The organism is Acinetobacter sp. LipI_15 (assembly GCF_058242865.1).
In genome coordinates, this window is sequence record NZ_JBZAYN010000001.1 from 2,773,305 (window position 1) to 2,797,846 (window position 24,542).

A 24,542-nucleotide genomic window follows, 5' to 3' on the forward strand; every position below is an offset into this window, starting at 1 on the left:
TTACGTATTTGGCGAATTAAATCTCGTCAAAGAAGCCAGCACGTGGTTGACGTAAACCACGGATACCCAGACCACATTCAGCATTAATTAAAACACCAGTTAATGGGCGGTTGTTTTGACGAGAAGCCAATAACACGTATGAACCAGTCATATCTTCAGGTTCGGGTAAGAAATTGAGCGGCATGCCGCGTGCAATCTTCTCAGGATCACGTGCATCGAGTAGACCGAGGTTTTCTTGGCCTAAAGAAGCAGCACCTTTGATGTTTACATTCATACCCGACGGAGCAACAGCGTTCACTCGTACTTTAGGCGCAAGCTCATAGGCTAATTCTTTCATAATCCCAACGCCAGCATGCTTAGACGCTGTGTATACAGGGCCTCCGCCTGCCGAATACAGTGCTGAGTTAGACAAAGTAAATATGATAGAACCTTCTGAAGCTATCAATGCATCAAGTGCAGCTTTGGCACCTAAGATGAGAGATTTGGTGTTAATACCCATAATCTCATCAAAAGCTTTCTCCAGCTGTTCACCCGATGTATTGACGATATCTGCGTAATGATCCCAGATACCTGCGTTCCCGACGAAACAGTCAAGTTTGCCATAATGTTCTACAGTTGCTTGAACTGCGCGAACATTATCTTCATAGCTGGCTACATCTCCTGCGATCGCAAGCACGCGGTCACCAAAATGTTCTTTCAATGCATCAACTTTCGATTGAGAACGTTGAAGAACGGCAACTTTTGCACCTTCGTCTAAGAAACGTTCAACCAATGCCCAGCCTAAGCCTGAACCACCACCGGTAATAAGTGCAACTTCGCCTTGTAGCCAACCCATGATTACTCTCCTGCCATCTCTACGTATAAAGCACCATCTTCAACAATCACAGGGAATGTCTTGATAGGATCTGTTGCTGGTAAGCATAATGCTTGACCAGTTTTCAAACAGAATCGAGCCGAATGAAGTGGACATTCAACAGTGCCATCATCTTCAAGGTAACCTTCAGACATTGAAGCATTACCATGTGAACAACGGTCGTTCATCGCGAAAAATTCGCCATTGTTGTTGAATACTGCAAGCGCATCGATACCGTTAACGCCGCAATCTACTTTCAATGCTTCGCCTTCGTCTAATTCGTCAACTTGGCAAACAAAAATCTTATTCATTAGAAGAACACGCTCAGGTTATGTGAGTTGTAAGTCACCTGATCAAGGGTAATCTTACGGTTGAAGATTTCGAAACCTTGCTCAGTGTCGACTTTGCGGATCTTGTCGTGACGCTTACCACAGTAGATTGTTACATCTTTCTCTTTCTGGGTACGGTACAACAAGTACGTTACGTAAACGTCGTATTCGCCTTCAACTTCAGTCGCTTCAACAATCACATTTGAAACCATGTGTGTTGTACGTGAAGGAGGTTCTTCAGCCCAAGCCATACCTGTCTCTAAACGAGCTACACGGCGTTCCAACAAATCTTTTGTATCGTTAAATACCCAAGTTGTTGGCGGCTCAATCGAACGTCGACGGTCACGTGTTTGCGCGTTTGGTGTTGTGCGTAACGTATAAGAAATATCTTCAGCTAATACAGCTAACCAATCGCGGAACTTCCAATCGTCAAGCAATTTTGCTTCACGATAAAGAAACTGACTAATTTGGTGATGGAGTTCTAAACTAATTTGACTCATTTCATAAGCTCCTTCTCATATTCGTCAGCCGCAGCTTCAACGTCTTCCCATTTTTCATGAATCAATAGGTCAGCCCAACGACGGTACATACCACGTGCAGCTGTTTCTGAGAAAATGTAGTTGGTGATACCAGGGATACCATCTTCACGTACTTTCTCGTTACCTTTACCCATTTCCATAATGAGTTTGTTTTGACGGGCTTTATAACCACGTAAAACTTTTTGAATTTCAATCCAGTTCTCAGAGTCATCTTGCTCAAGGAAACCAGCAGGACCGAATGCACGTGTTGCAGAACGTTCGAATGCTTCTTTTACTTCTTGAGATGCTTCAGCGTCTGCAATACAGAATGCCCACACTTCAGTTTTATTTGGACCACGTGGGTGCCATACACGAAGCGTTGCAGTACCGTTCAACCAAGACAATGTTGGGAACATGGTGTTGTGACCAGCAAGACGAAGTGCACGTACTTCACCAAGACGCTCTTTAACCTCATCAAATGTTTCACGGAAGTAGTTCGCCACTTCACCGTCTACCCAAACGTTTGCATCTGGTTTTTCAGTAAAGAAGAAGCCTGAACCATGACCGCGTGAACCATATTGAATCGCGTCTTTCGCAGTTTCCCAAACAGGACGAGCGGTTTGTGCAGCACCTAATTTCTTAGATGATTCGTCATCTGGTTTTGCACCCAATACTTGGATCGCAGATGCGTGAGAGAACAATGCGTGGTATTGGTCAGATGCAAACTGTTCAGCTGCAAATTTCCAGTTACACTCGATTTCCCACTTGTGTACACCACCGATAATTTCTGTACCACCTGGACGACGGTCAAGAACACCATCTAAGTACCAAGCGATATCGCCCATGTATTCTTCTAGGTCAGGTGTAGTTTCATCCCAACAAGCGAATACTAAGCCTTTGTATGATTTAACACGGTTAACTTCAACAAGACCCCATTTCTCTTTGCAAGCACCGTGCGGGAACGCGCGGTCTTCAAGTGGGATATCTTTTAAAGAACCATCAATGCCGTAAGACCAGCCATGGTACGGGCAAGTAAATGCACGTGTATTACCACAGTCTGCGAAGCTCACACGCATAGAGCGGTGACGACATTGGTTTAAGAATGCTTTGATTGAGCCGTCTTTTTGGCGTGCCACGATAATCGGATCTTCACCCATGTAGGTATTGAAGAAATCGCCGGCTTTAGGAATTTGGCTCTCATGGCATAGGAATAACCATGTACGACCGAACACACGTTCTAATTCAAGTTCGTAAATGTCTGGATCGGTATAGATAGATGGCGTGATACGTCCATTTTGTGCATCGACCAAAGCATCGATTTCGCGCACATCAATTTTTCCACTCATGAAAAGCTCTCCTGTGACCAGTAAGGCACAAAGTAATAGACTCAACTTTTCAACGATGATGGATTTTAGAGCGATATTCGGGAAATATTTATTTTGTTTTAATTAAGAGATTTTATGGATTATTACGGTAGATTTTTTTTATGGCATTTTTTTTAAATTGCCGAGAACACCATTTATTTCGTGAATGGTAAAATAATCCTCACGCAATAGTTGTTTATAGATTATACTGAACGGACTTCTAAGTAAGACATTTTTTGGATTACTCCACGGGTTGATTATATGGAATTACGACACTTACGCTACTTTATTACTGTCGCTGAAGAACTCAATTTCAGTAAAGCTGCGTTAAAACTTTATACTGCTCAACCTTCTTTAAGCCAACAAATTAAAGATCTTGAAGAAGATGTCGGCGTAAAACTGTTGCACCGTACTAAACGTAAAGTTGAGCTCACAGAAGAAGGTGCCGTATTTCTAGAACAAGCACGTTTGACACTAGCTCAAGCAGACAAGGCCGTGGCGATGGCACGTCAGGTTTCACAAGCCAAACAGCAGATGCTGCGCATTGGTTTTGTCCCTGTCGCAGAGATGAAAATCTTCCCTTATGTGCTGCCAAATTTACGTGTTCAGAACCCAGAACTCAAGATTGAATTACTCAGTTTAAATAACCGTGATCAGATGAAATTGCTGCAAAAAGGTGAACTGGACATCACTTTTACCCGCAATAACTTCCACAGCGACGAAATTGAAAGTCAGTTTGTATTACGTGAACCATTGATCTTTATTTTACCCAAAGATCACCCTTTAGCGAAGTACGAGCGCATTCCAGTTAAAGCATTGAATGGGATTGATTTTATCATTCCTGCACGTGAACAATCTGGCACGTTGCATGAAGCCATTTTGGACTTTGCTTCGACCCATGATATTCAATTTAATATCGTGCAAAAAGCCGACAATATCCTGTTTAACATTAACTCCATCGGCATGGGCTTAGGCTGCACGATCCTACCGGGATACATCGCGCCATTGACCATGAACAATACGGTGATTCGTCCTTTAGATGTCGAATTACCGTATCTAGACTTGTATGTAAGTTACCGAAAAACGGCGAGTTCTGTGGCTGTAGATAAATTCCTTGAACTGCTAACCAAAGTTTTTTATCTCGATATCAATCGCGAACAGCGTTAATTTTCGCCAAGTCATCATTTATAGATATAGCACCATTATTTTTAAAATGAATAATGGTGCTTTTTTTATGGCTAAAAAGTCGCTTTTTTAATCGTTTAAATGTTTTAATCGACGCATTTTATCTATCATGCATATCGACTTGATGGAAAATAACTTATAAATTTTAGTTTAGACATTGATAAAAATTGCTAAAAATTGCCGATTTACAACTTAAGTCTAATAAATAATTCCCCTTCCCCAACCATTCAGATGAGCTTATTTTATGCCTTTTTACTGATTTAGACCGTACACTGTCGACCCATTAATGAGAATAATACTCATTTAAAGTATTTCTTTCAAAAGATTTATATAAAAAAAAGGATGGCAAAACCATCCTTTTTTGAATTTCATGTCAGTGACAAGAAATTACACACCACGCGCTTTTAAATAATCTTTAATCACGGTGTTGAATTCTTCTGCTTTTTCAACTTGTGACCAGTGACCACATTGGCTAAAGATATGCGCATCCGCATTTGGAACTGTGTTCAAAATATCCCACGTACGAGATACTGGAATCACCACGTCTTGTACACCGTGAATAAGCAATACTGGTACAGTAATGTCTTTCATTTTTTCAAAGTCGAGTGGGAATTCGAAACGGTCACGGTCGCGTGCGCCAACAACATCCATCAAACGATTTGATGCATAGTCATTTGCAGCAGAAGCGAAACGTACTTTTACCAATTCGTCTGTGATCAAGTCTTTGTTTACAACAAACATAGACAAGGTTTTCTTGATGCCTTCTTCGGTTAATACAGGGTTTGCATGTGCTTTAAGTGCTGCAGTTTGTTTAGCACCGCCTGTACCCATAGACACGATACCCAATACACGTTCTGGATAGTCCAAAGCCATTTGGAATGCTAACCAGCCACCGAGTGAGTTACCCACTAACCAAGTTTTTTCAATACCTAGGGCATCTAGCGTACGTACAGCATGATCAACCCAAGCACGGATACCATAAGCAGTATTCGGTGCAACAACAGTTTGACCATAGCCAATCGTATCGATAGCGATACAACGTGCTTGTTCACCAATTTGTGGAAGGTTTAACCACCAGTTTGCCGCAGCAGATACACCTGTACCTGAACCGTGTAAAAATAGAATTGGTGTGCCTTCACCCACTTCGTGGTAATGCGTTAATTCGCCTTCAGCAGTTTCAATCCATTTATCTTCTAAACCAAAGAATGAATCAGTTGTATAGTCAGGAATCTGAACAGTGCTCATACATGCTCCTCGTATTGCGTAGAGCTTATGTTTCAATCCATAACGGATTTAAACACAAGGGGGACTCTTTTGGATTTTGTGGTTTTTACAGTCTCATATTACCTGTTCAGCCACTGCTAACTGATACATATTTACGATCATAAACAACAAATAGACTATAATTTAAGTTATTGTTTTTTAAATATATAACTCAAAAATATATCCATAAAATCTTTGAGGTATTTCTTTTTTAAATAACCCAGCAAATAAAAAGGGAAGCAATGAATCCACTTCCCTCTTTTTTATCCTGAGAAATTAGAACTTATAGGTATAAGTTGTCGCGACACGGTACTCTTGCAAGTCAGATTTGTAATCGAAATCGGCATCGATATACATTGCCTGGAAGCCTAAGCCCTTCAACTTACCTTCAGGCACGGTGTAGTTCACAATTAAGTTCAATTCATCTGACTTCTGATCTTTAAGACCAGCAATTTCTGCATCTGAACCTGTGAAATACACAGCAGTTGTATTTAAGCCTTTCACACCCATTTCTGAGAAATCATAGCCATAAGTAAAGCCCCATGATTTTTCATTTTTTGCAGTAAATGTTGCTATACCCCAGTTGACTAAGTACGGCTGCGGCACCCATCCACCCAGTGTTGGGAATGCATTATCACCAAACATTTGTTGATAACCCAAACCAAAGGTATGCGAACCGTAATTCACTTTCGCACCAACCGATAACGCTTGGTTATCAATTTCGCCATACAGTTTGTCACCCGAATCTGAGTTGTCAAAATAACGGATATGGCTATCCAGTTTGGCTTTGTCACCTAACTTAGTTTTATAGTTCGCGCCGACATATTGCTGTGTGTAAATGTCTTGAACATCGGCATACCAATAGCTACCACCAATTTCAGGTGTAAATTGATGGTCAATACCCGCAATATACATACCATCAGAAGTTGGCCCAAGATCATAATGACCTATGGTGCCATCTGGTAATCTTTTACCTGGAGCGAACATTGATAAATCACGGAATTGGTTGTCATAACGGTTATTGATCCCGTCAATGTATGCCAAAGTTAACTTAGTATCTTTAATCTCTTTCGATTCTAACCATGCACCGCTATAAGTCGTCATTAACTGACGTGATGGATCGAAAACCAACACTGGAGACACTGGTAATAACTCACCCACTTTCAACTCAGTTTCAGATACTTTGGCTTTAAGGGTCACGCCCACTTTACCAAAGTTATCTTTTGATTCTTTACCGTCGTGCGGCAAGATCCAGTCTGGGTTTTTATCACGTGCATTAAGTTTAAATGCATGTTGAACCAAAAGGTCAGCACCCACTTGAATACCTGCACCAATATCTTGATACCCTGACTTGGCATCCAAAGTCACACCCTGTGACCATGAACCCCAATTACCCGCCGGATTTTCTTTAATTTGACGGTCTAAGTAGAAGTTTTTAAATTTCAATTGTACTTGGCTGTCGTCAACAAAGTCCGCATAAGTTGCAGATGTTCCTAATGTTGCTGTCGCAGCAAGAATTGCTATCCATAAATTTTGACGACGCATGGCTTATTCCCAGTGATCAAATTAAGCTATGACATCATCATGCTCAACAATACCTTGGAAAAAAATCCGACTACAGTATTAAGGTTTATCAGGCTTTTGTACGACTTGAACTTTGGAAGCTATTTCTGGTTATTTTCCTTAGAGATTAAAACAATAACTCTTTTTTATCATTTAGAACAACTGATTAAATTAACCCCATGTTTTATTAACATAAAATTTAAAGTTTTTTATTTTTCGCAATTACATACGCTGTATTAATTGCTTTTAAGTTTAATCAAAGTTTTTTGCTGAGATTTATCCTTATTTAAGTTATAAAATTTAGCTATCACATAATATTTAATTTATATAATCATCAACAGCTTAAAGTTAAATTTTACTACTATGGCTGCTCGAAATCAGCCATTGGTTCGCAGAACTTTTCTTATTTCAATCCGCTTTCTATGCATCAATTCAATCTCAACTAAAAACCAAGCCCATATAGTCAGTTGAGACATAAAAAAAGCGCCCATTTCGGGCGCTTTTTGATTTAAAGCAAATTAAGCATTGGCTTCTTTTGCTTTAGACATGGTCAATGCCAAATCTTCGATCATATCTTCTTGACCACCAACAGTACCACGACGACCAAGCTCAAGAAGAATTTCACGCGCAGAAACGCCATATTTCGCTTCAGCACGTTTCGCGAATAACAAGAATGATGAGTAAACACCGGCATAACCTAAAGTTGCTGCATCACGGTCAGCACGGATCTGATGTGTCATCATTGGAATGATTAAATCTTCCGCAACATCTTGAACTTTAAACAAGTCCACACCTGTCTCCATTTGCATACGGTTGGCAACCGCAACAAACAATTCAAGTGGAGTATTACCTGCACCTGCACCTAAACCTGCAGAAGCTAAATCGACACGCGTTGCACCCGCTTCAACAGCCGCAACAGAGTTTGCCACGCCCATACCTAAGTTATGGTGACCATGGAAACCGAGTTCAATCTCTGAACCCAAGTTTGCACGTAAGATACCTACACGGTCAGTCACATCTTGAGGAAGCATGTAACCTGCAGAGTCTGTTACATAAATACAGTTTGCACCGTAAGACACCATTTTTTGTGCTTCTTCAAGTAATTTTTCAGGTGTTGCCATGTGCGCCATCATCAGGAAGCCCACAGTGTCCATACCCAGTTTACGAGCAGCAGTAATGTGCTGTTCAGAAACGTCTGCTTCAGTAGAGTGAGTCGCTACACGAATAGTTGCTACACCTACATCATGTGCCATTTTCAAATGGTCAACCGTACCAATACCAGGAAGTAAAAGTGCAGATACTTTCGCCTGTTTCAGGTTTGGAATCACCGCTTTTAGGTATTCTTCATCGGTTGCTGCTGCAAAACCATAGTTCACAGAGTTACCGCCTAAGCCGTCACCATGCGTAACTTCGATTAAAGGTACACCTGCATCATCCAAAGCAGTTGCAATGGCAACCATTTGTTCAGGTGTAGTTTGATGGCGCATAGGATGCATACCATCACGTAAAGTCATATCATTAATAATAATCTTAGACATTTTGGTATTCCTTAAGCTTCAGCAGTGTTTAATACGCGTTCTGCAAACATTTCTGCAGTACGTGCAGCTGCCGCAGTCATAATATCGAGGTTACCTGCATATTTAGGAAGATAATCACCTAAACCTTCAACTTCTAAGAAGATTGAAACACGGTTACCGTCAAATACAGGACCATTTACAAGTTTGTAACCTGGTACATATTTTTGAACTTCAAGAATCATCGCATGTACAGATTCAGTGATTGCTGCTTGATCTGGTTCACCTTCAACAAGACAGTGAACAGTATCACGCATCATCAGTGGTGGCTCAGCAGGGTTAATGATGATGATCGCTTTACCTTGTTTCGCACCGCCCACTTTTTCAATAGCGCCAGCAGTCGTACGAGTAAATTCATCAATGTTTTTACGTGTACCTGGACCCACAGATTTTGTTGATACTGTTGCAATGATTTCGCCATATTCAACAGGCTGAACTCGTGAAATCGCAGCAACCATAGGAATCGTTGCCTGACCACCACATGTCACCATATTGACGTTCGGAACTTCACCGGCATCCAATAACGCTTCTAAGTTTACTGGTGGTACGCAAAATGGACCGATTGCAGCAGGTGTTAAGTCAATCATTAACACGCCAAGTTCATTCAATTTACGGCTGTTTTCAGCATGAACATAGGCAGAAGTTGCATCAAATGCGATTTTAATGTCGTCTTCAATTACGTGTGCAAGTAAACCATCTACGCCTTCAGCAGTGGTTTTTAAACCCATTTTAGCAGCGCGAGCCAAACCTTCAGACGTCGGGTCAATACCAACCATCCATACTGGTTCTAAAAATTCGCTGCGTTGAAGTTTGTAAAGCAAGTCAGTACCAATGTTCCCTGGACCGATCAATGCACATTTAATCTTTTTCATGAATGTGTACTCTTAAAAATTCCGTAAAACCCAAGCTTATTTCGCTGCAAATGCTGCAGTCACAGAACCAAAGCCTTCAATTTCAACTTTGAATTCATCACCAGGATTTGCCACAACCATTGGGCCTAAGGCACCGGTCAATACGATGTCACCTGCAAGCAATGGACGACCACGACGAACCATTTCGTCAGCCAACCACACTGCTGCATTTAATGGGTTAGAAAGACACGCTTTACCCACACCTTGTGAAACCACTTTTTCACCACGAGTCATGACCATTTTGCAATTTACAAGGTCAAGATCTGCAAGTTTTACAGGCTTAGAACCCAGCACAAAACCTGCTGAAGATGCGTTATCTGCCACAGTATCAATCAACGAGATTTTCCAGTTTTCAATACGGCTATCGACCACTTCAATTGCAGGCAGTGCATATTCTGTTGCACTAATAATGTCTGCATAGGTGTGTTTTTCTTTGGTCAAATCTTGGTTAATCACCAAAGCAATTTCTGCTTCAACTTTTGGCTGAATCAATAAACCAGCAGGGATTTCTTCACCATCGCCATACGCCATGTCAGCAAACAACATACCGAAGTCAGGTTGATCAACGCCTAACTGCGCTTGTACAACTTTTGAAGTTAAGCCAATTTTACGACCTACAAGGCGACGACCTTCTGCCACCGCACGTTTGGTATTCACTTCTTGAACGGCATAAGCAATATCTACATCAGCACTTTCACCACCAAGTTGTGGACGGATCGGTGCAATCGCAGCCTGATTTACTTCCGCATCGCGTAATGCTTGCGCAACTGATTCAACAACAGCAGAATTCGACATCAATGTTTCCTTAAACTGCAAAAATTGGATGCACAACGTGTTTCATCCCGATCACCATCAAAATCAAAGTGATGAAAGTCATGTCAGGATTCGCCTAAAGCATTTCACTTGACATACTACACGTTATGTTTAGATGCATTTAGCATCGAGATTTTAGAAAGTGAATACCAATACTTATTTTATTTATGACTATAGCTATTAGCTATAAATTAATCATTATTTATTATTAATATTCAAAAACTTAAGTCAAAATAATTAAATAAAATTCACTATTTTTTTCGCCCTTAAATCTGAATCTCTACTAAAAAACTTGGCTTATACGACTAAAAGATAAGATTAAAAGATTATTTTAGCGTCAGGCCAGCTTTTACACATAGGTGTTCAATTTCATCTGATTTAGTTTAATAAATTGAAAATTTAAAAATAAATCAATAAACAACAATAAGATAAAACCAAAAATTCAAACAAAAAATCTATTCCAGCTTGTGGTAAAAGGCCAAATAGTTGCGCTCAACTTTTTAAGGTAAATTTGCTAGAAGACTGCTTGTTATTGTAGAAAAATCTAGTGTTATTACTTTTTTAAATAATTGAATTTACTCATTTCAACAAGTAGAGCTTGCATTACTATTCATTTGGTAACAAAAAAGGTGAAAACAAATTTCACCCTTTTTACTCGTTTGTATCTAAAACTATACAGCTAGACGTAATTTCACATGTTCTAGTAGAAATTCAGTCAAATCACCTACGCTATGTGCAATATGTAAGGGTTGAAAACACTGGAGTGTTTCTACAGTATGCACTCCATAGCTCACGCCTACACGTGGCATCTGAATATTGAGGGCCATTTCTAAATCATACGACGTATCACCAACCATAATGGCTTGATCGGCACGTAGTCCTGTTTCCGCCAAAATTTCTGCCAACATCAACGGATCTGGCTTAGATTTGGTTTCACTGGCTGCACGTGTCGCACGAAACAACTCATGACTTTGCGTTTGAGCCAAGACACGGTCTAGACCTTTACGACTTTTTCCTGTTGCAACAGCCAATTGTAGACCGGCATCGCGTAATTCCTGCAACATATCCGCGACACCTTCAAACCACATATCCCCTTTGGAATGGGCCACATAGTGATCGGCATAACTTTGCAAAATTTCGCTGTGCAATTCAGGAACCGTCGGAAATAACCGCTGTGCGACTTCCGGCAGACCTAAACCAATAATACTTTTCGCATCAGCATCGGTCAGCGGCTGTGAATATTGATCTGCTGCAAATTTTAAACTCGCTACAATTTGACCCACAGAATCAAATAAAGTGCCATCCCAATCGAAAATGACTAGTTTTACAGCTGAGTTCATACGTTTTCCTAGATTTGATTCAGTGTTTGGTAATTCAGATTCTGGAGTGCATCAATTTATTTACCTCACCCCGGCCCTCTCCTTAAAGGAGAGGGAGAAAGAAAACTTACGAAGCAGTCCTGCTCAGGGAGAGAAGTCTCGTATTTAAAACTTACTCGTCATCTTCTGAAGACTTCACCACTTTGTCGGCTTTTTGCGCGCGTAGCTGCGCCACAAGGCTTTGCATATCTTCTGGCAATGGCGCTTCAATGGTTTGGTAACCCGGAATTTCTAAACGCATAGCATGCAGACATAAACGACGTGGCTTTGGACCACGGTATTCAGTTTCATGACCGTATTTTTCATCGCCCACCAATGGATGACCAATACTTAAACCATGTACACGGATCTGATGGGTACGGCCCGAAAGTGGAGACGCATACACCAAGGTGGCATGCATAAAACGTTCTTTCACGTTCCACAGCGTCTTCGACTCTTTACCTTCTTTAGGTGATACACGAACACGACGCTCGCCATTTGCCAGTTCGTAACGATGCAAAGGTTGATCAATGAGCTGCTTATCCAAACTCACCACGCCTTTCACCACAGCAGCATAAGTTTTTTGGATTTTGTGCTCACGTAACATGTCTTGCAGGCTTTTTAACACACTACGTTTTTTCGAAATCATCACCAAACCAGAAGTGTCGCGGTCAATTCGGTGAATCAGCTCAAGGTATTTCTTCCCTGTTGCGGCACGTAAGCCTTCGATCAAACCATACGCCACACCACTACCGCCGTGAACAGCAATACCAGAAGGTTTGTTTACCACCATTAAGCCTTCATCTTCGTACACCACACGGCTCAGTAAACTTTGCGCGACTTTGTCCGATACGGGAACCGCAGACTCATCTTTTTGCTCATAACGAATTGGAGCAACTCGAACTTGGTCACCAATATTGAGTTTGGTTTCCGCTTTGACGCGTTTTTTATTGACGCGGACTTGGCTTTCACGAATCAGACGATAAATGCGACTTTTAGGCACACCTTTCAGACGACTAAACAGGAAATTATCAATACGTTGACCCGCCTGATGCTCGTCCACTTCAAACCAGGTGACGCTTTGCCATTCTTGCGTAGAATTCATACAGTTACTGTAACCTAAAAAAATACTAAAATTGATTAAAAATTGATCATTTAAGCTATACTTTTCGCAAGAAACATAAGCTTAGCCCATAGGCAGATGATGCAAGGTTTGATATAGTCAGCGCACGGAAACCACCGTAACTGAGTAAAAGTTGATTCATTTCAGTATTTACTGTCATTGAACTTTCAAGCAATTACTCATTTAGCTCGGAAAGGTCCCAAAAGAATTATGCCGACGCCGAAGGCTTATTATATCGGCAAAACTGCAAACTGTTGCGTTTAATTGTGCCGTAGGTACATAAAACAGTTTGCCCCAAAAAAATATGTGCCAACCAAGGTTGGTTTTTAAACGTAAACTGATACACATCAGACCAGTCGCTCCCTGGAAATCGTGTTCAGGCCACAACGTTTGATGCATTGGATCTGCACAGTTTGTAAAGGTACGATGATAATTCCGTATCAAGACGCTCTATCAGATATGAATGGATGCTCTTCGAGCAATGTGACAGTGAAAGTTACTCACATCCAATGCACCGTTTGTCCGCCAGTGAAACGCGTTCAGGTGACTTTAATCGTTTAAAAGATTGAAGCCGTATTGCCATCATCAATACGTGAATCAAAAACCGTTGCCCACCCAAAGAAGGTCGGTACACATGCACAGATGATGTTTTTCGATCTGTGCAACTTGATCCATGCTATCTGATGCTCGCTACGAGTCAGGCGATGTTCTTCTGTGTATCACTATTAGGTGTTACACCCATGAAACGTATGTTGATTAATGCAACACATGCCGAAGAAATTCGCGTTGCACTTGTCACTGGTCAGCGTCTTTACGATTTTGACTTAGAGAATCGTACCCGTGAACAAAAAAAATCGAATATCTATAAAGGTCATGTGACTCGCGTAGAGCCGTCTTTAGAAGCTGTATTTGTTGAATACGGTGCAGGTCGTCAAGGTTTCTTGTCGATGCGCGAAATCGCTAATTCTTATTACAAAGCAGATCCTCGCCAAACTTCAAACATCCGCGAATTGATCACTGAAGGCACTGAGCTTTTAGTTCAAGTGGAAAAAGAAGAACGTGGTAATAAAGGTGCTGCCCTTTCTACATTTATCTCACTTGCTGGTCGTTATTTGGTTTTGATGCCAAACAACCCGAAAGGTGGCGGTATTAGCCGTCAAATTTCAGGTTCAGTTCGTGAAGAATTGAAAGAAATGTTGGCGTCTTTAAATGTCCCTCGTGGCATGAGCGTGATTGTACGTACTGCAGGTATTGGTCGTTCTCAAGAAGAACTCCAACTTGACCTTCAACACTTGCTGGACCTTTGGGCACAAATCCAAAGCACATCAAGTTCTGGTCCATCACCAATGTTGGTTCACCAAGAAGCCGGTGTGGTTACACGTGCAATTCGTGACTATTTACGTGATGATGTTGCTGAAATTCTGATTGACTCTGAGCAAGCGTATAACGAAGCGTATAACTTTGTTAAAGCGGTGATGCCACGTCAAATCGACAAATTAAAAACCTATACGTTAAATGAACCGTTATTTGCTCATTTTGGTATCGAAAGTCAAATCCAAACGGCCTATGAACGTGAAGTAAAACTTCCTTCTGGTGGTTCAATTGTGATTGACCAAACTGAAGCATTGGTTTCAATTGATATTAACTCTGCAAAATCAACACGTGGTAGCGACGTAGAAGATACAGCGCTCAATACCAACCTTGAAGCTGCTGAAGAAATCGCTCGCCAATTACGTTTACGTGATATCGGTGGTTTGGTTGTGATCGACTTCATCGACATGACCAAAGACCGTAACCAACGTATGGTTGAAGCTAAACTTCGTGAAGCAACACAAAGTGACCGTGCACGTATCCAATTCGGTCAACTGTCACGCTTTGGTTTGATGGAAATGAGCCGTCAACGCTTACGTCCATCGCTTGAAGAAGCCACTGGTTATGTGTGCCCACGCTGTCATGGCACAGGTATGGTACGTGACCTACGTTCTTTATCACTTTCAATTATGCGTAAAGTGGAAGAAATTGCGCTACGCGAACGTCATGGTGAAGTTCAAGTTGAAGTGCCTGTTGAAATTGCTGCATTCTTATTGAATGAAAAGCGTCACAGCCTTGTATATCTTGAACAAACTTCAAATGTTCGTGTGACTGTACTTCCACACCCTCACCTAGAAACACCACATTACGAAATTTCGTATAACCCTGAAGGTTTTGCACCTACAAGCTATGAACGCACTGAAGCGACACGTTCTAGCGAAAAAGAATTGGGTTACGAAGCATCTGAATGGCATTTAGGTGAAGAACAGGCCGCTGCTGCTCAGCAACAAGCACCTGTACAACAACAAGAAAAAGGCCACAAAAAGAATAAGCAACAACCCGTTGCTGCTCAACAAGCACCTGCACAAGTTGCCGCTCCTGCAGCATCATCTAGTCCATGTGCATGGTTAGAAAACTTATTTGTTCAAAAACAAGCTGCAACCGTTGACCAGTCGCGTACTGCAAACAATGCCGCTGCTGCAATTGAACAAATGGTAAATAGCGGTGCTGCAAGCCGTGGCCAGTTTGGTCAAATTACCCCTGCATCGGCAGCGCCTGCTGTTGTCGCAGATAATAATGCTTACCTTGCGCCTTCTTCTGTTGTGCACAAACAAGAACGTGACAGCCATTCAGAAAAAGCTGAACGTGAAGAAAAACGTCACAATAAAAAGCGTACTAAGCATAAAGAACCACGTGAACAAGAAGCTCAACCGCATCAAGTTCATGAAGAAGTGTTACAACCTTCACGTCAAGACCGTCAAGAACAGCGTAATAACGAAGCACGTCAAAACGAACGCCAAGAGCAACGTTCTGAACGTCAAGAACCGCGCCAAGACAACCGTCAAGACCAACGTGAAAACCGTCGTAACTCACGCCGTCAACACAACAACGAACAAGTGCAGCAAGATGTTCAAAACAATGAACAACCGCAGTCTGTTCCGCGTCGCGACCGCAACAACCAACAACGTCCAAATCGCCCAAATCGCCACCGCGATCAAAGCGTATTGAACGAGCAAGCGATTGCTCAGGAAGTTGCAACTGAGCAACAACCTGAAAATCGCAATCAACGTCAACCTAAAGTTGAAGTTGTTGATGCACCACGTCAAGACGTGATGCCAACAGCACTTGTGGTGAATGTTGATCAAGCTCAAAGCGAAATCGTAGCGCTAAATACTGCTCCAGCAGTTGAAAAACCTGTAGATACCCCAGTGGTCGAAAAGGCCGCTGTCGTTGAAGCAGTAAAAGTGGAAAAACCTGCGACTGAAACAAAAGAAGCAGCGCATAAACCACAGCATGCGCAGCAAAAACCGTCTCGTGCAAGCAATGACCCTCGTCAGCGCCGCCGCGAACAGCGTGAAGCTCGTGCTCAACAAGCACAGGCTCCGAAAATTTCGCCATCTCAAGTGCCGACACTAGGTCAATACACTATAAGCAGCTTGATTAAGCATGTATACGGCGAAGACTGCTCAGTACTGATTGAGCAATTTGGCTTAATTCCAACATTCAACCGTGCATTGCAAAAATTCACGGAAGAATATGCCGCGACTTTGACTGCACCTGCAGCTGAAGCAGCTGTAGAGAAAAAGCCTGTCACTCGTGATGTTCAAGTTGCAAAAGCTGCACCTGAAGCTGAACCAGCGCCAATGTTGGATTTGACACCACCAAAGCCTGTGTCAGATAAACGTGTTGCTAATGACCCACGTGAGCGTCGTCGCCTTGCTAAACTTGCCGCTGAACAAGCGAAACAAGACCAAGCAAAAGCACATGCTGAGGTGGAAGCTACTCCTGTTGCAGACACTGCTATTGAGGCGCCTGTAGTTGTAGAAGCTGAAGCTGCTACAGTTGAAGCCAATGTATCCGACGTTGCAATTCAAACTGAAGTACCTGTGCCCGCTCAAGCTGAAGTACCGACACCCGTTCAAGCTGAACTGGATGTGAGTGCGCAGCCTGAAAAGACGGAAGAAGTGTCTAAAGCTCCTGCTAAACCAGTAGAAGAAAAAGCTCAAGCCGTTGAAGCGGAAAAGAAAGTTGAGGTTCCTGTAGACGAGAACTCGGCCACTGAAGGTGAAAAACCTGCACGCCCTCGTCGTCCTCGCGGTCGTCCACCGAAAAAAGCAAACACCGCAACTGAGCAGTAATTTGCTATTTTGCAGGTGAATAAAAAAATCCAGTCATTTCGGTGACTGGTTTTTTTTTGATACTTTTGTCAAATTAGGTTGATTGCACTAGATCGAAACGATTAAAAGACAATTGTAGAATTTGCTGCAAATTTCATTGCAAAGAAATAGACCGTATCGGATTACGAAAAATAAATAGGATTCACATGAGCCAAACTACACAACACGACCTTATTGGGATTGCTGATGTTGCAGCAAAAATTCCCGCGTTCATTAGCAAAGTACCCAACCTGTTGAGTGGTCTAAAGCAAGCCTATTTACGTACCCCAAATACTTCCGCAGGCTTAGGAATTGCATTTGAAAAAGCCGTCAAGCGTAATCCCAAAGGTTATGCACTTTATTTTGAAGAGCAAAAATATACCTATAACGAATTAAATGAATGGGCCAATCAAATTGGTCACTATTACCTAGCACTCGGTGCAAAAAAAGGTGATGTGATTGCAGTGATGATCGAGAACCGATCTGAACTCGTGGCAACTATCGTGGCATTAGCCAAAATTGGCGTCACCAGTGCCTTGGTCAACACCTCACAAGTCGGCAAAGTCCTGACACACAGTATCAACTTAGTAAACCCAATTGCGGTAATTGTGGGCGAAGAATGCCGTCAAGCCGTAGAAGAGATTCGTAATGATCTCAGTGTGGCTGCAGATCGTTTACATTGGTTCGCAGATCAGGCCACCCGTGTAGATGCCGGTAAAGCACCTAAAGGCTTTTTAAACCTTGCAGTAGCGATTGATGAATTTCCAAAATTCAACACACCCACCACTGCAAGCGTAAAAGGCAAAGACGGCCTATTTTATATCTACACCTCTGGGACAACAGGCTTACCTAAAGCGGTGATTTTCACCAACAGCCGTTGGACTTTGGCTTATGGAACATATGGTCACGTCCTCAATTTGAACAAAGATGATGTGATGTATGTGACCTTGCCGCTCTATCATGCTACAGGTACTGTGGTTTGTTGGTGTGGGGTGATTGCAGGTAGTGCTACCCTTGCTCTGCGCCGCAAGTTCTCGACCTCTTCATTTTGGAAAGATGTACAAAAATTTGATGCATCAGCCATTGGCTATGTGGGCGAACTTTGCCGCTATTTAATGGATGCCCCACATTCAGACCTTGAAAAAGGCCATCGTGTGAAAAAAATGATTGGTAACGGCATGCGACCAAACATTTGGGATAAGTTTAAAGAACGCTTTGGGGTCGAAGAAGTCCTTGAACTCTATGCGTCAAGTGAAGGCAACGTCGGCTTTAGTAATGTGTTTAACTTCGACAATACCGTTGGTTTTTCACCAACGCCTTATGCGATTATTCAGTTTGATAAAGAAAAAAATGAAGCTGTACATGATGCTAAAGGTCGCTGCATTAAAGTGAAAAAAGGCGAAGTCGGCTTACTCATCGGTAAAATTACCCGTCGCTCACCTTTCGATGGCTATACCGACACGGAAAAAAACAAATCCGTCATTATGAAAGATGTGTTCAAGCATGGTGATTCATACTTCAACACTGGCGACTTGGTCCGTGACATTGGCTTCCGACATGCACAATTTGTCGACCGTCTAGGCGATACCTTCCGCTGGAAAGGTGAAAACGTCTCAACCACTGAAGTTGAAAACATGGTGAGTGAGTACGATAAAATTGCTGAAGCTGTGGTTTATGGCGTAGAAATTCCAGACACCAATGGCCGTGCAGGTATGGCTGCCATCACGCTCACCGATGGTGCCGAACTCAACGAACAAGATTGTAGTGAAATGGTTCTACAATTTAAAAAATGCTTACCAGCGTATGCTGTACCGGTATTTTTACGTGTACAGAAAAAAGTCGAAACCACAGGTACGTTTAAATACCAAAAAAATAAGCTGAAAGAACAAGCCTTTGATCCTCAGCAAACGGATGAGCGAATCTTGGTTTTACTGCCGAACGCGAGTGCTTATTGTGACTTGACCCCTGAAATTTATAATAATATTCAGGCCTATCAATACCGTTTCTAAATCAAACTTGCTCATTTTGACGACAATCACCCGTCAAAATGAGCCACATTGTTGTATTTATAATCAAACACAAGCAAGTTTATGATTTTTTACTTGCGCTTGAAGCAGATCTTGCTACAATACGCACCATCAAGCGAAATGGGTCGTTAGCTCAGTTGGTAGAGCAGTAGACTTTTAATCTATTGGTCCCGCGTTCGAGTCGCGGACGACCCACCATTTCCTTCGATACCACAAGATGGGTCGTTAGCTCAGTTGGTAGAGCAGTAGACTTTTAATCTATTGGTCCCGCGTTCGAGTCGCGGACGACCCACCATCTTTCTAAAATGCCAGTTTTAGATTACAATCTTGTGCATACCCCCTAAGGGTCGTTAGCTCAGTTGGTAGAGCAGTAGACTTTTAATCTATTGGTCCCGCGTTCGAGTCGCGGACGACCCACCATTCTTTCTTAGGGCTTCTTTCTTTCGGCAGTTGAAGAAAAAGAAACCTGCAGGTTCCGACCAAGACAAACCATCACCATTATTGGTTTTGATTCGCCATTCTCGAAATTTTGCTATAGCGATGTTGCGAAGTATCATTCTTGTCTTGCTAGATGAAGTATTTGACCTGAAAAATTTTAGATAACAAATATTCCCTAGTACTCAAAATTACGCGCTTCGTTTATCTTGCTAAAATTTTAAAATGTTATTTTAAAATTTTCTCAGGGTTGTTAGCTCAGTTGGTAGAGCAGTAGACTCTTAATCTATTGGTCGTGGGTTCGAACCCCACACAACCCACCAATTCTATTTAGTCTTTACTATGTCGTATTAATAATTCAATTTTTTATAAGCCAATAGCATTCGATCCACCAAGAACTACGAATTTCACGCCGACGCTCAAACTCAATTTATAATTTTATTTATTTTATCCGCAGCATTTAATTTGGGTCTTTCACCAAGGTATAGGCATGTTGAGGCTGAGGATAACCTTTAGAAAATAATTCCTGATTTCGGTCGACTTCACCTTGACGAATTTTGTCCAAATCCATAATGATTTTATTTTCATTAATCACGTGATAATAAAAATTCACGCCTTCTTTTCGATGAACCACCAGCTCGGTATGTGCTTCATTGACACTCCACGTATCCTTACGGTATTTCACATTAATGCCTGGCGTATTGGTTTTTTCAGCAAACACTTTACCAATTTGAATAATACTGCGGTGTACCGTGCCATCTGGTAATAAGTTAAGAATGAACTCCGCATCGCCTTCTGGGCATGGAATAAAACTGTCATCGCATTTTACTTTGGCATGAAAACGTCCAATAAAAATTTTGGCATGCTCAGGAACAGGAGCTGACTTTATTTCATCGTCATTCGGTAATGTCGCCTGCCCTGCCACTTGGGTTAATTTTTTTCCATGATCTTGCTTCGCTTGAACTTCCGATGCGACAGTTGATGCTGAACTTTCACCCTTATCCGCTGCGGGTTGATGCGTTGGACTACAACCAATAAAAGAGAGGCTGAACACTCCTGCAAACACTGAAAGATATGCAAATTTCATCAAAAAAGGTGAAGCCGATGTTTTCATATAATGTGCCAAGACCAATCATTCATTGGTTTTTTCAGTTCTTGCTGACTTAATATTGTAATCAAAAAATCAACGCTGTATACATATATTTGCGATATATGTTAATCATATCTCATTGTTATCGTTGATATTTAATTAATACTCAAGCTATTTTAAAGGCAAACTAATCAAACTAATTCTTCAAATTACATAACTTTACTTAATTTTTTTCTGCACCCTTTAAATCGTAAAGCTTGTCACCATTACTATAATATGAATTTGGAAATATTCAAATTTGTTCTATTTTTTTAAGGAGACCTGAATGGCCAATGTTGGTTTATATCGCTCAAACCGCTCTAACATGATTGCTGGTGTGATGGGGGGTATTGCTGAACGTTTTGGTTGGAACGTAAATTTACTGCGTATTATTTTTATCTTTGTATCATGCTTAAGCGCAGCCTTTCCCGGTATTTTGGTGTACTTGGTTTTATGGTTAGTCATGCCTAAAGCACAAGATAACTTTTTCCGTACCAATGGCTATTCAGATCCAATCCGTACTGTGAATGATGACAGACGTTAAAATCCCTTGACCCAGTTTGGTCGCTACGGTTTCTCCCCCAAGATTCCGTAGCTTTTTTTTGCCTACATTTTGGCAAAACCATATTTAAGTCTGATGAATTTAAATCAAAGTTTAAGGCTTAAGATTTTGTTTGCTGATTTAACTGTTGATATAACGCTGCGATCATATCAGCACGGCTAATCATTCCCACCAACCGTTTTTGCTCAACGACTGGAATATAATTAAAAGATCTTTCCACAAAATACGGCACCAAATCTTCAATCGGTTGATCTGGCTGCACGGTCACCACTTTGGGATTCATAATTTGATAAACGTGATTTTCCCAACTGGCTTTGGGGTCTGCGGCACGTTTAAACCATTCCACTACATCATATAAAGCCAAATTTCCCACCAAGCGATCCAGATCACTCACCACTGGCAAACTCATCAAATTGACTTGTTTAAACTTTTCCAATGCTGACTGAATATCATCTTCTGCACGCAAGCTAATCACTTGCTGGCTCATGAGATCACGACAATGAAACTGGCTTAGACCACGACGACTAGCTAACTGCTGTGCTTCTAAAATGATTTTTTGTAGGTCGTATTCACTGATATCGAGTAACTGACTTTGCTGTTCTAAGACTTGCTGAATATCCGCAGGTTGAATCGACACTTTTTGTGTCGGTGTTGGATCTGTCGTCCGTGTATTAACTTGTGATTTTTGTGGATACTGCTTACCTAGTAATCGGTTATAAATAATAGCAACCACCATCAAGAGGACCGAATTTAAAAGGACTGGATAAAAAAGAAAGGCGTAGCCTAAATCATGGACAGCCTCGCCGCCCAATACCGCGGTAATCGCTACTGCCCCACTGGGTGGATGCAATGAGTCCGTGGTCATCATTAAGATAATCGCTAATGCAACTGCGATACTAAAAGCTTCGGTTAAATTAGGAATATACATCGCACAAGTCACGCCAATCAAAGCCGCAAGACTATTACCGACCACCATATTCCACGGCTGTGCCAAAGGACTAGCAGGTACAGCAAAGAGCAGCACAGACGATGCGCCCATCGGGGCGATATACCATGCATTTAAGTCACCTAGCGCTAACCAACTAATCAGCGAAGATATACTCAAGCCAAGCAAAGCACCTACCCCACATAGGATGCGATCTTTTAATGGTAAAACTTTAAAGTTGGGTTTAAGTGTATTAAGCCAAGCTGATTTTGCGTGAAACACGATATGCCTGATTGATTATTCGAACAGATGGGCGATTATAAAACGAAGTCTCTTATAAGATGTATTTATTTTATACCTTTATCTTATAAAATTTTCTACTGAACAATATCTAATCCAAATTAAAGCCGAAAGAACTGAATAATGCTCACGAGTCAATCACCTGCTCATCTCTCTTATTTCATTAACGTTTTACAACAAAACCTAGACAGGCTAGCTGTTTAAAATTCCCTATAGTCAAAAGACCTATAAAAATATTTGAAAAAAGGATGTTCTGAATGAATAAAAATATCTTCGCAATGTGTGCCCTCTGTATGCTTGGCTTGGGTTTATCGGCCTGCTCCAAAGAACCTCAACAAGCCAATCCGCCAGCCAATGATAATACACCTCAAGAAATGGCCCCAGCTGAAACTGCAAAAAATGGGGATGATCTTATTCGAGAACCAGCACCACAAGTTGAAGCACCAGCGCCTCAACCCACTTTAGCTGAAATCCCCATGAGTAAAGGCACTTTAGGTTTACAAAGCGTCAAGGTGATTGGAAAAATTTTAACCGTAAAAGTGATAGCTCAACCTAACCCTGCCCCAAATGGAAACACTGAATTTATGAGCACATCCATCAATTTGGAACAAACCAATTATATTGATGATGACACAGCCAAAAAAGTAGGACTGCTGCAAGATGATGCTGGCATTTGGATGGCAGCACCTTTAAATGCAACAAATAAAGCTATCCAAAAAGCCAGTTATGAACCTATTTTACTCACCTTTAAATTCCCTGCGCCGCCTGAAAGCACCAAGACCATTAGCATCAATTTAGGTAATGCAGGTTCTTTTGACGGCATACCGGTTGAACGCTAATGAGAACATTACTGTATAGCGCAAGTTTGAGCTTATTGATTGCAGGATGTGTAGATTCCAAAACTGATCCACCGCCTACTCAGACTGAACAGAACGTCACGGAAATAGACAACTCTCAGACTGTGCCAGAACAGCAGCCGAAGTCATCTGAACCAAGTCAACCTCAGGCAGAAGCCAGTAATTTATCGGCTGTCGGTTCAGATTTAAGTGCCAATCATAATGAATTTAATATTCAGGTGAATTTAAGTTCGGATGTGCTGTTTGATTTTGGCAAAGCCAATTTAAAACCCGAAGCTGAACCTGAGTTGCAGCAAGCAGCCCAGACCTTAAAAAGCAAAGGTAAAGGCATTATTGCCATTGTTGGCCATACCGATAATATTGGTTCAGATGCCGCCAACCAAAAACTGTCGTTACAGCGGGCTGAAGCGGTGCGTGATTATTTTAAAGCGCAAGGTATTGATTTAAATTATCAAATCAGCGGAATGGGAGAAAGTCAGCCGCTTAAACCGAATACCCTATCTAATGGTGAGGACAATCCTGAAGGTCGTCAGAAAAATCGACGGGTTGAAATTGTAATTAATAAAACCAAAAGCTTATCTGAGTCATAAAGCCTTGATAAAAAATGAGTCTAAATGGCTCATTTTTTATTTTACGACTAAATTTTTAGTGGTGAATTTTGATTCTTTTTTTGAGAATATCTCTAAACGATAGACGCGCCAAAGTCATATAGCAAACGTTCATTGAGCGGCGATATTTTTTATTCGATTTTCGTATGCTGTACCAAGCCACCTAAGTTGCAAAAGACGTTATAAAAGACCGATTACCCTGTTGGTTATTTGGGATTTTTTTGAAAATGACAGGCTGAATTTTCTTAAAGATATTAATTTTATCTATCAAATTTAATCGATTACGCATCCGATACTTAATACATAGCGTGAGCTGCCCTGCACTTCTGTAACCTCATGCCGATACAAATCCGGTCTAAATAATTTAACTCTTGGTAAATCAATGATGCTTCGCTCACATATAAATTCACCACCTGCTTTAGATTTTTTAATCACGATATTCAACCTAAAATGCCGCCCCTGCTGTACGAGATCTTGATGTGGTGGAATCATTGAACCCACAGGAAAATGAAGAAAATAGGCATCACATTTAAGTCCTAAATGGTTTTGTAATAACAACATTTTGTCACAACCCGAATGCTGTCTTCCTTTTTACCAACGCAACCACTTCGAACACATAAGTCTTTGAATAATTTTATTATTCCTAAATTTCATTGTA

At 41.4% G+C, this 24,542-nt stretch carries 20 protein-coding genes, 4 tRNA genes and 1 pseudogene; 10 read left to right on the top strand and 15 right to left on the bottom strand.

What is annotated here, in order from left to right; all coding sequences use genetic code 11:
- Window positions 1-16: 16 nt before the first annotated feature.
- Genes hcaB through hcaE form a run of 4 tightly spaced genes read right to left on the bottom strand, consistent with a single transcriptional unit; the run spans window position 17 to window position 3,046 of the window.
- Entirely contained in the window at window positions 17-835 is an 819-nt protein-coding gene (gene hcaB / locus AC4CU0_RS13125; protein ID WP_490743289.1) for a 3-phenylpropionate-dihydrodiol/cinnamic acid-dihydrodiol dehydrogenase, read from the bottom strand.
- A gap of 2 nt (window positions 836-837) precedes the next feature.
- Window positions 838-1,164 carry a 3-phenylpropionate/cinnamic acid dioxygenase ferredoxin subunit gene (gene hcaC / locus AC4CU0_RS13130; RefSeq protein ID WP_067763933.1) on the bottom strand — a complete coding sequence of 109 codons (327 nt, stop codon included), beginning with the start codon at window positions 1,162-1,164 and terminating at the stop codon, window positions 838-840.
- Window positions 1,164-1,682 carry a 3-phenylpropionate/cinnamic acid dioxygenase subunit beta gene (gene hcaF, locus AC4CU0_RS13135; protein WP_067763936.1) on the bottom strand — a complete coding sequence of 173 codons (519 nt, stop codon included), beginning with the start codon at window positions 1,680-1,682 and terminating at the stop codon, window positions 1,164-1,166. The genes hcaC and hcaF overlap by 1 nt, the downstream gene beginning before the upstream one ends.
- Window positions 1,679-3,046: a 3-phenylpropionate/cinnamic acid dioxygenase subunit alpha gene (gene hcaE, locus AC4CU0_RS13140; protein WP_067763943.1), complete on the bottom strand. Its 1,368-nt coding sequence runs from the start codon at window positions 3,044-3,046 to the stop codon at window positions 1,679-1,681. The genes hcaF and hcaE overlap by 4 nt, the downstream gene beginning before the upstream one ends.
- Before the next feature lie 279 nt (window positions 3,047-3,325).
- On the opposite strand from hcaE, the gene hcaR reads away from it, so the two are divergent.
- Complete coding sequence (hcaR, locus tag AC4CU0_RS13145; RefSeq protein ID WP_180002937.1) at window positions 3,326-4,231, top strand: DNA-binding transcriptional regulator HcaR; 906 nt, start codon at window positions 3,326-3,328, stop codon at window positions 4,229-4,231.
- Window positions 4,232-4,636: 405 nt separating this feature from the next.
- Here hcaR and AC4CU0_RS13150 read toward each other — a convergent pair whose 3' ends face one another.
- The 8 genes and pseudogenes from AC4CU0_RS13150 to AC4CU0_RS13185 form a co-directional block, all read right to left on the bottom strand.
- A complete protein-coding gene (locus AC4CU0_RS13150; protein WP_168377928.1) occupies window positions 4,637-5,494 on the bottom strand; it encodes an alpha/beta fold hydrolase in 858 nt (285 codons plus the stop codon).
- A gap of 294 nt (window positions 5,495-5,788) precedes the next feature.
- Entirely contained in the window at window positions 5,789-7,057 is a 1,269-nt protein-coding gene (locus tag AC4CU0_RS13155; RefSeq protein ID WP_078192777.1) for an OprD family outer membrane porin, read from the bottom strand.
- A gap of 536 nt (window positions 7,058-7,593) precedes the next feature.
- Window positions 7,594-8,613 carry a 4-hydroxy-2-oxovalerate aldolase gene (gene dmpG, locus AC4CU0_RS13160; RefSeq protein WP_490743290.1) on the bottom strand — a complete coding sequence of 340 codons (1,020 nt, stop codon included), beginning with the start codon at window positions 8,611-8,613 and terminating at the stop codon, window positions 7,594-7,596.
- 11 nt (window positions 8,614-8,624) lie between these two features.
- Window positions 8,625-9,521 (bottom strand): acetaldehyde dehydrogenase (acetylating), encoded by an 897-nt coding sequence (locus AC4CU0_RS13165; protein ID WP_078192779.1) that lies wholly within the window; start codon window positions 9,519-9,521, stop codon window positions 8,625-8,627.
- Between the two features lie 36 nt (window positions 9,522-9,557).
- On the bottom strand, window positions 9,558-10,355 hold the full coding sequence (gene mhpD, locus AC4CU0_RS13170; RefSeq protein WP_490743291.1) for a 2-keto-4-pentenoate hydratase: 798 nt from the start codon (window positions 10,353-10,355) through the stop codon (window positions 9,558-9,560).
- 689 nt (window positions 10,356-11,044) lie between these two features.
- Complete coding sequence (locus AC4CU0_RS13175) at window positions 11,045-11,713, bottom strand: HAD-IA family hydrolase (protein WP_490743292.1); 669 nt, start codon at window positions 11,711-11,713, stop codon at window positions 11,045-11,047.
- Window positions 11,714-11,864: 151 nt separating this feature from the next.
- Window positions 11,865-12,836: an RluA family pseudouridine synthase gene (locus AC4CU0_RS13180; protein WP_078189751.1), complete on the bottom strand. Its 972-nt coding sequence runs from the start codon at window positions 12,834-12,836 to the stop codon at window positions 11,865-11,867.
- A gap of 55 nt (window positions 12,837-12,891) precedes the next feature.
- Window positions 12,892-13,200: pseudogene (locus tag AC4CU0_RS13185) on the bottom strand (hypothetical protein).
- A 394-nt stretch (window positions 13,201-13,594) separates the two neighbouring features.
- Between AC4CU0_RS13185 and AC4CU0_RS13190 the strand changes: the two are divergent.
- The 6 genes from AC4CU0_RS13190 (at window position 13,595) to AC4CU0_RS13215 (ending at window position 19,826) form a co-directional block, all read left to right on the top strand.
- A complete protein-coding gene (locus AC4CU0_RS13190) occupies window positions 13,595-17,023 on the top strand; it encodes an Rne/Rng family ribonuclease (protein ID WP_490743293.1) in 3,429 nt (1,142 codons plus the stop codon).
- Between the two features lie 185 nt (window positions 17,024-17,208).
- Window positions 17,209-19,050: a long-chain-acyl-CoA synthetase gene (locus AC4CU0_RS13195; protein ID WP_180163325.1), complete on the top strand. Its 1,842-nt coding sequence runs from the start codon at window positions 17,209-17,211 to the stop codon at window positions 19,048-19,050.
- 140 nt (window positions 19,051-19,190) lie between these two features.
- Window positions 19,191-19,266: transfer RNA gene (locus AC4CU0_RS13200), tRNA-Lys, on the top strand.
- Window positions 19,267-19,287: 21 nt separating this feature from the next.
- Window positions 19,288-19,363, top strand: a tRNA-Lys gene (locus AC4CU0_RS13205).
- Between the two features lie 49 nt (window positions 19,364-19,412).
- Window positions 19,413-19,488 (top strand) — tRNA-Lys (locus tag AC4CU0_RS13210).
- Between the two features lie 262 nt (window positions 19,489-19,750).
- Window positions 19,751-19,826 (top strand) — tRNA-Lys (locus AC4CU0_RS13215).
- 137 nt (window positions 19,827-19,963) lie between these two features.
- Here the strand turns inward: AC4CU0_RS13215 and AC4CU0_RS13220 are convergent.
- Window positions 19,964-20,617, bottom strand: a complete 654-nt coding sequence (locus tag AC4CU0_RS13220) for a hypothetical protein (RefSeq protein WP_180007128.1) — start codon at window positions 20,615-20,617, stop codon at window positions 19,964-19,966.
- 301 nt (window positions 20,618-20,918) lie between these two features.
- Here AC4CU0_RS13220 and AC4CU0_RS13225 point away from each other — a divergent pair, with 301 nt between their 5' ends.
- Entirely contained in the window at window positions 20,919-21,176 is a 258-nt protein-coding gene (locus AC4CU0_RS13225; RefSeq protein ID WP_180007126.1) for a PspC domain-containing protein, read from the top strand.
- 118 nt (window positions 21,177-21,294) lie between these two features.
- On the opposite strand, the gene AC4CU0_RS13230 is transcribed toward AC4CU0_RS13225, so the two are convergent.
- Window positions 21,295-22,401 carry an HPP family protein gene (locus tag AC4CU0_RS13230; protein ID WP_168377935.1) on the bottom strand — a complete coding sequence of 369 codons (1,107 nt, stop codon included), beginning with the start codon at window positions 22,399-22,401 and terminating at the stop codon, window positions 21,295-21,297.
- Between the two features lie 275 nt (window positions 22,402-22,676).
- Here AC4CU0_RS13230 and AC4CU0_RS13235 point away from each other — a divergent pair, with 275 nt between their 5' ends.
- Both AC4CU0_RS13235 and AC4CU0_RS13240 read left to right on the top strand, forming a co-directional pair.
- Entirely contained in the window at window positions 22,677-23,258 is a 582-nt protein-coding gene (locus AC4CU0_RS13235; protein ID WP_168377936.1) for a hypothetical protein, read from the top strand.
- Window positions 23,258-23,866: an OmpA family protein gene (locus AC4CU0_RS13240; RefSeq protein ID WP_180002927.1), complete on the top strand. Its 609-nt coding sequence runs from the start codon at window positions 23,258-23,260 to the stop codon at window positions 23,864-23,866. Before AC4CU0_RS13235 ends, AC4CU0_RS13240 begins: the two co-directional genes overlap by 1 nt.
- 291 nt (window positions 23,867-24,157) lie before the next feature.
- Here the strand turns inward: AC4CU0_RS13240 and AC4CU0_RS13245 are convergent, their stop codons facing one another.
- A complete protein-coding gene (locus AC4CU0_RS13245; protein ID WP_218956003.1) occupies window positions 24,158-24,445 on the bottom strand; it encodes a 2OG-Fe(II) oxygenase in 288 nt (95 codons plus the stop codon).
- Window positions 24,446-24,542: the final 97 nt, after the last annotated feature.

Bases quoted from the DNA above. Each gene is read 5' to 3' on its own strand.
- AC4CU0_RS13155 (WP_078192777.1), bottom strand. From the start codon at position 7,057: ATGCGTCGTCAAAATTTATGGATAGCAATTCTTGCTGCGACAGCAACA.
- AC4CU0_RS13180 (WP_078189751.1), bottom strand. From the start codon at position 12,836: ATGAATTCTACGCAAGAATGGCAAAGCGTCACCTGGTTTGAAGTGGAC.
- mhpD (WP_490743291.1), bottom strand. From the start codon at position 10,355: ATGTCGAATTCTGCTGTTGTTGAATCAGTTGCGCAAGCATTACGCGAT.
- hcaF (WP_067763936.1), bottom strand. From the start codon at position 1,682: ATGAGTCAAATTAGTTTAGAACTCCATCACCAAATTAGTCAGTTTCTT.
- AC4CU0_RS13240 (WP_180002927.1), top strand. From the start codon at position 23,258: ATGAGAACATTACTGTATAGCGCAAGTTTGAGCTTATTGATTGCAGGA.
- hcaC (WP_067763933.1), bottom strand. From the start codon at position 1,164: ATGAATAAGATTTTTGTTTGCCAAGTTGACGAATTAGACGAAGGCGAA.
- AC4CU0_RS13245 (WP_218956003.1), bottom strand. From the start codon at position 24,445: ATGTTGTTATTACAAAACCATTTAGGACTTAAATGTGATGCCTATTTT.
- hcaB (WP_490743289.1), bottom strand. From the start codon at position 835: ATGGGTTGGCTACAAGGCGAAGTTGCACTTATTACCGGTGGTGGTTCA.
- AC4CU0_RS13235 (WP_168377936.1), top strand. From the start codon at position 22,677: ATGAATAAAAATATCTTCGCAATGTGTGCCCTCTGTATGCTTGGCTTG.
- AC4CU0_RS13150 (WP_168377928.1), bottom strand. From the start codon at position 5,494: ATGAGCACTGTTCAGATTCCTGACTATACAACTGATTCATTCTTTGGT.
- AC4CU0_RS13195 (WP_180163325.1), top strand. From the start codon at position 17,209: ATGAGCCAAACTACACAACACGACCTTATTGGGATTGCTGATGTTGCA.
- dmpG (WP_490743290.1), bottom strand. From the start codon at position 8,613: ATGTCTAAGATTATTATTAATGATATGACTTTACGTGATGGTATGCAT.
- AC4CU0_RS13190 (WP_490743293.1), top strand. From the start codon at position 13,595: ATGAAACGTATGTTGATTAATGCAACACATGCCGAAGAAATTCGCGTT.
- AC4CU0_RS13220 (WP_180007128.1), bottom strand. From the start codon at position 20,617: ATGAAAACATCGGCTTCACCTTTTTTGATGAAATTTGCATATCTTTCA.
- AC4CU0_RS13225 (WP_180007126.1), top strand. From the start codon at position 20,919: ATGGCCAATGTTGGTTTATATCGCTCAAACCGCTCTAACATGATTGCT.
- AC4CU0_RS13165 (WP_078192779.1), bottom strand. From the start codon at position 9,521: ATGAAAAAGATTAAATGTGCATTGATCGGTCCAGGGAACATTGGTACT.
- AC4CU0_RS13175 (WP_490743292.1), bottom strand. From the start codon at position 11,713: ATGAACTCAGCTGTAAAACTAGTCATTTTCGATTGGGATGGCACTTTA.
- hcaR (WP_180002937.1), top strand. From the start codon at position 3,326: ATGGAATTACGACACTTACGCTACTTTATTACTGTCGCTGAAGAACTC.
- hcaE (WP_067763943.1), bottom strand. From the start codon at position 3,046: ATGAGTGGAAAAATTGATGTGCGCGAAATCGATGCTTTGGTCGATGCA.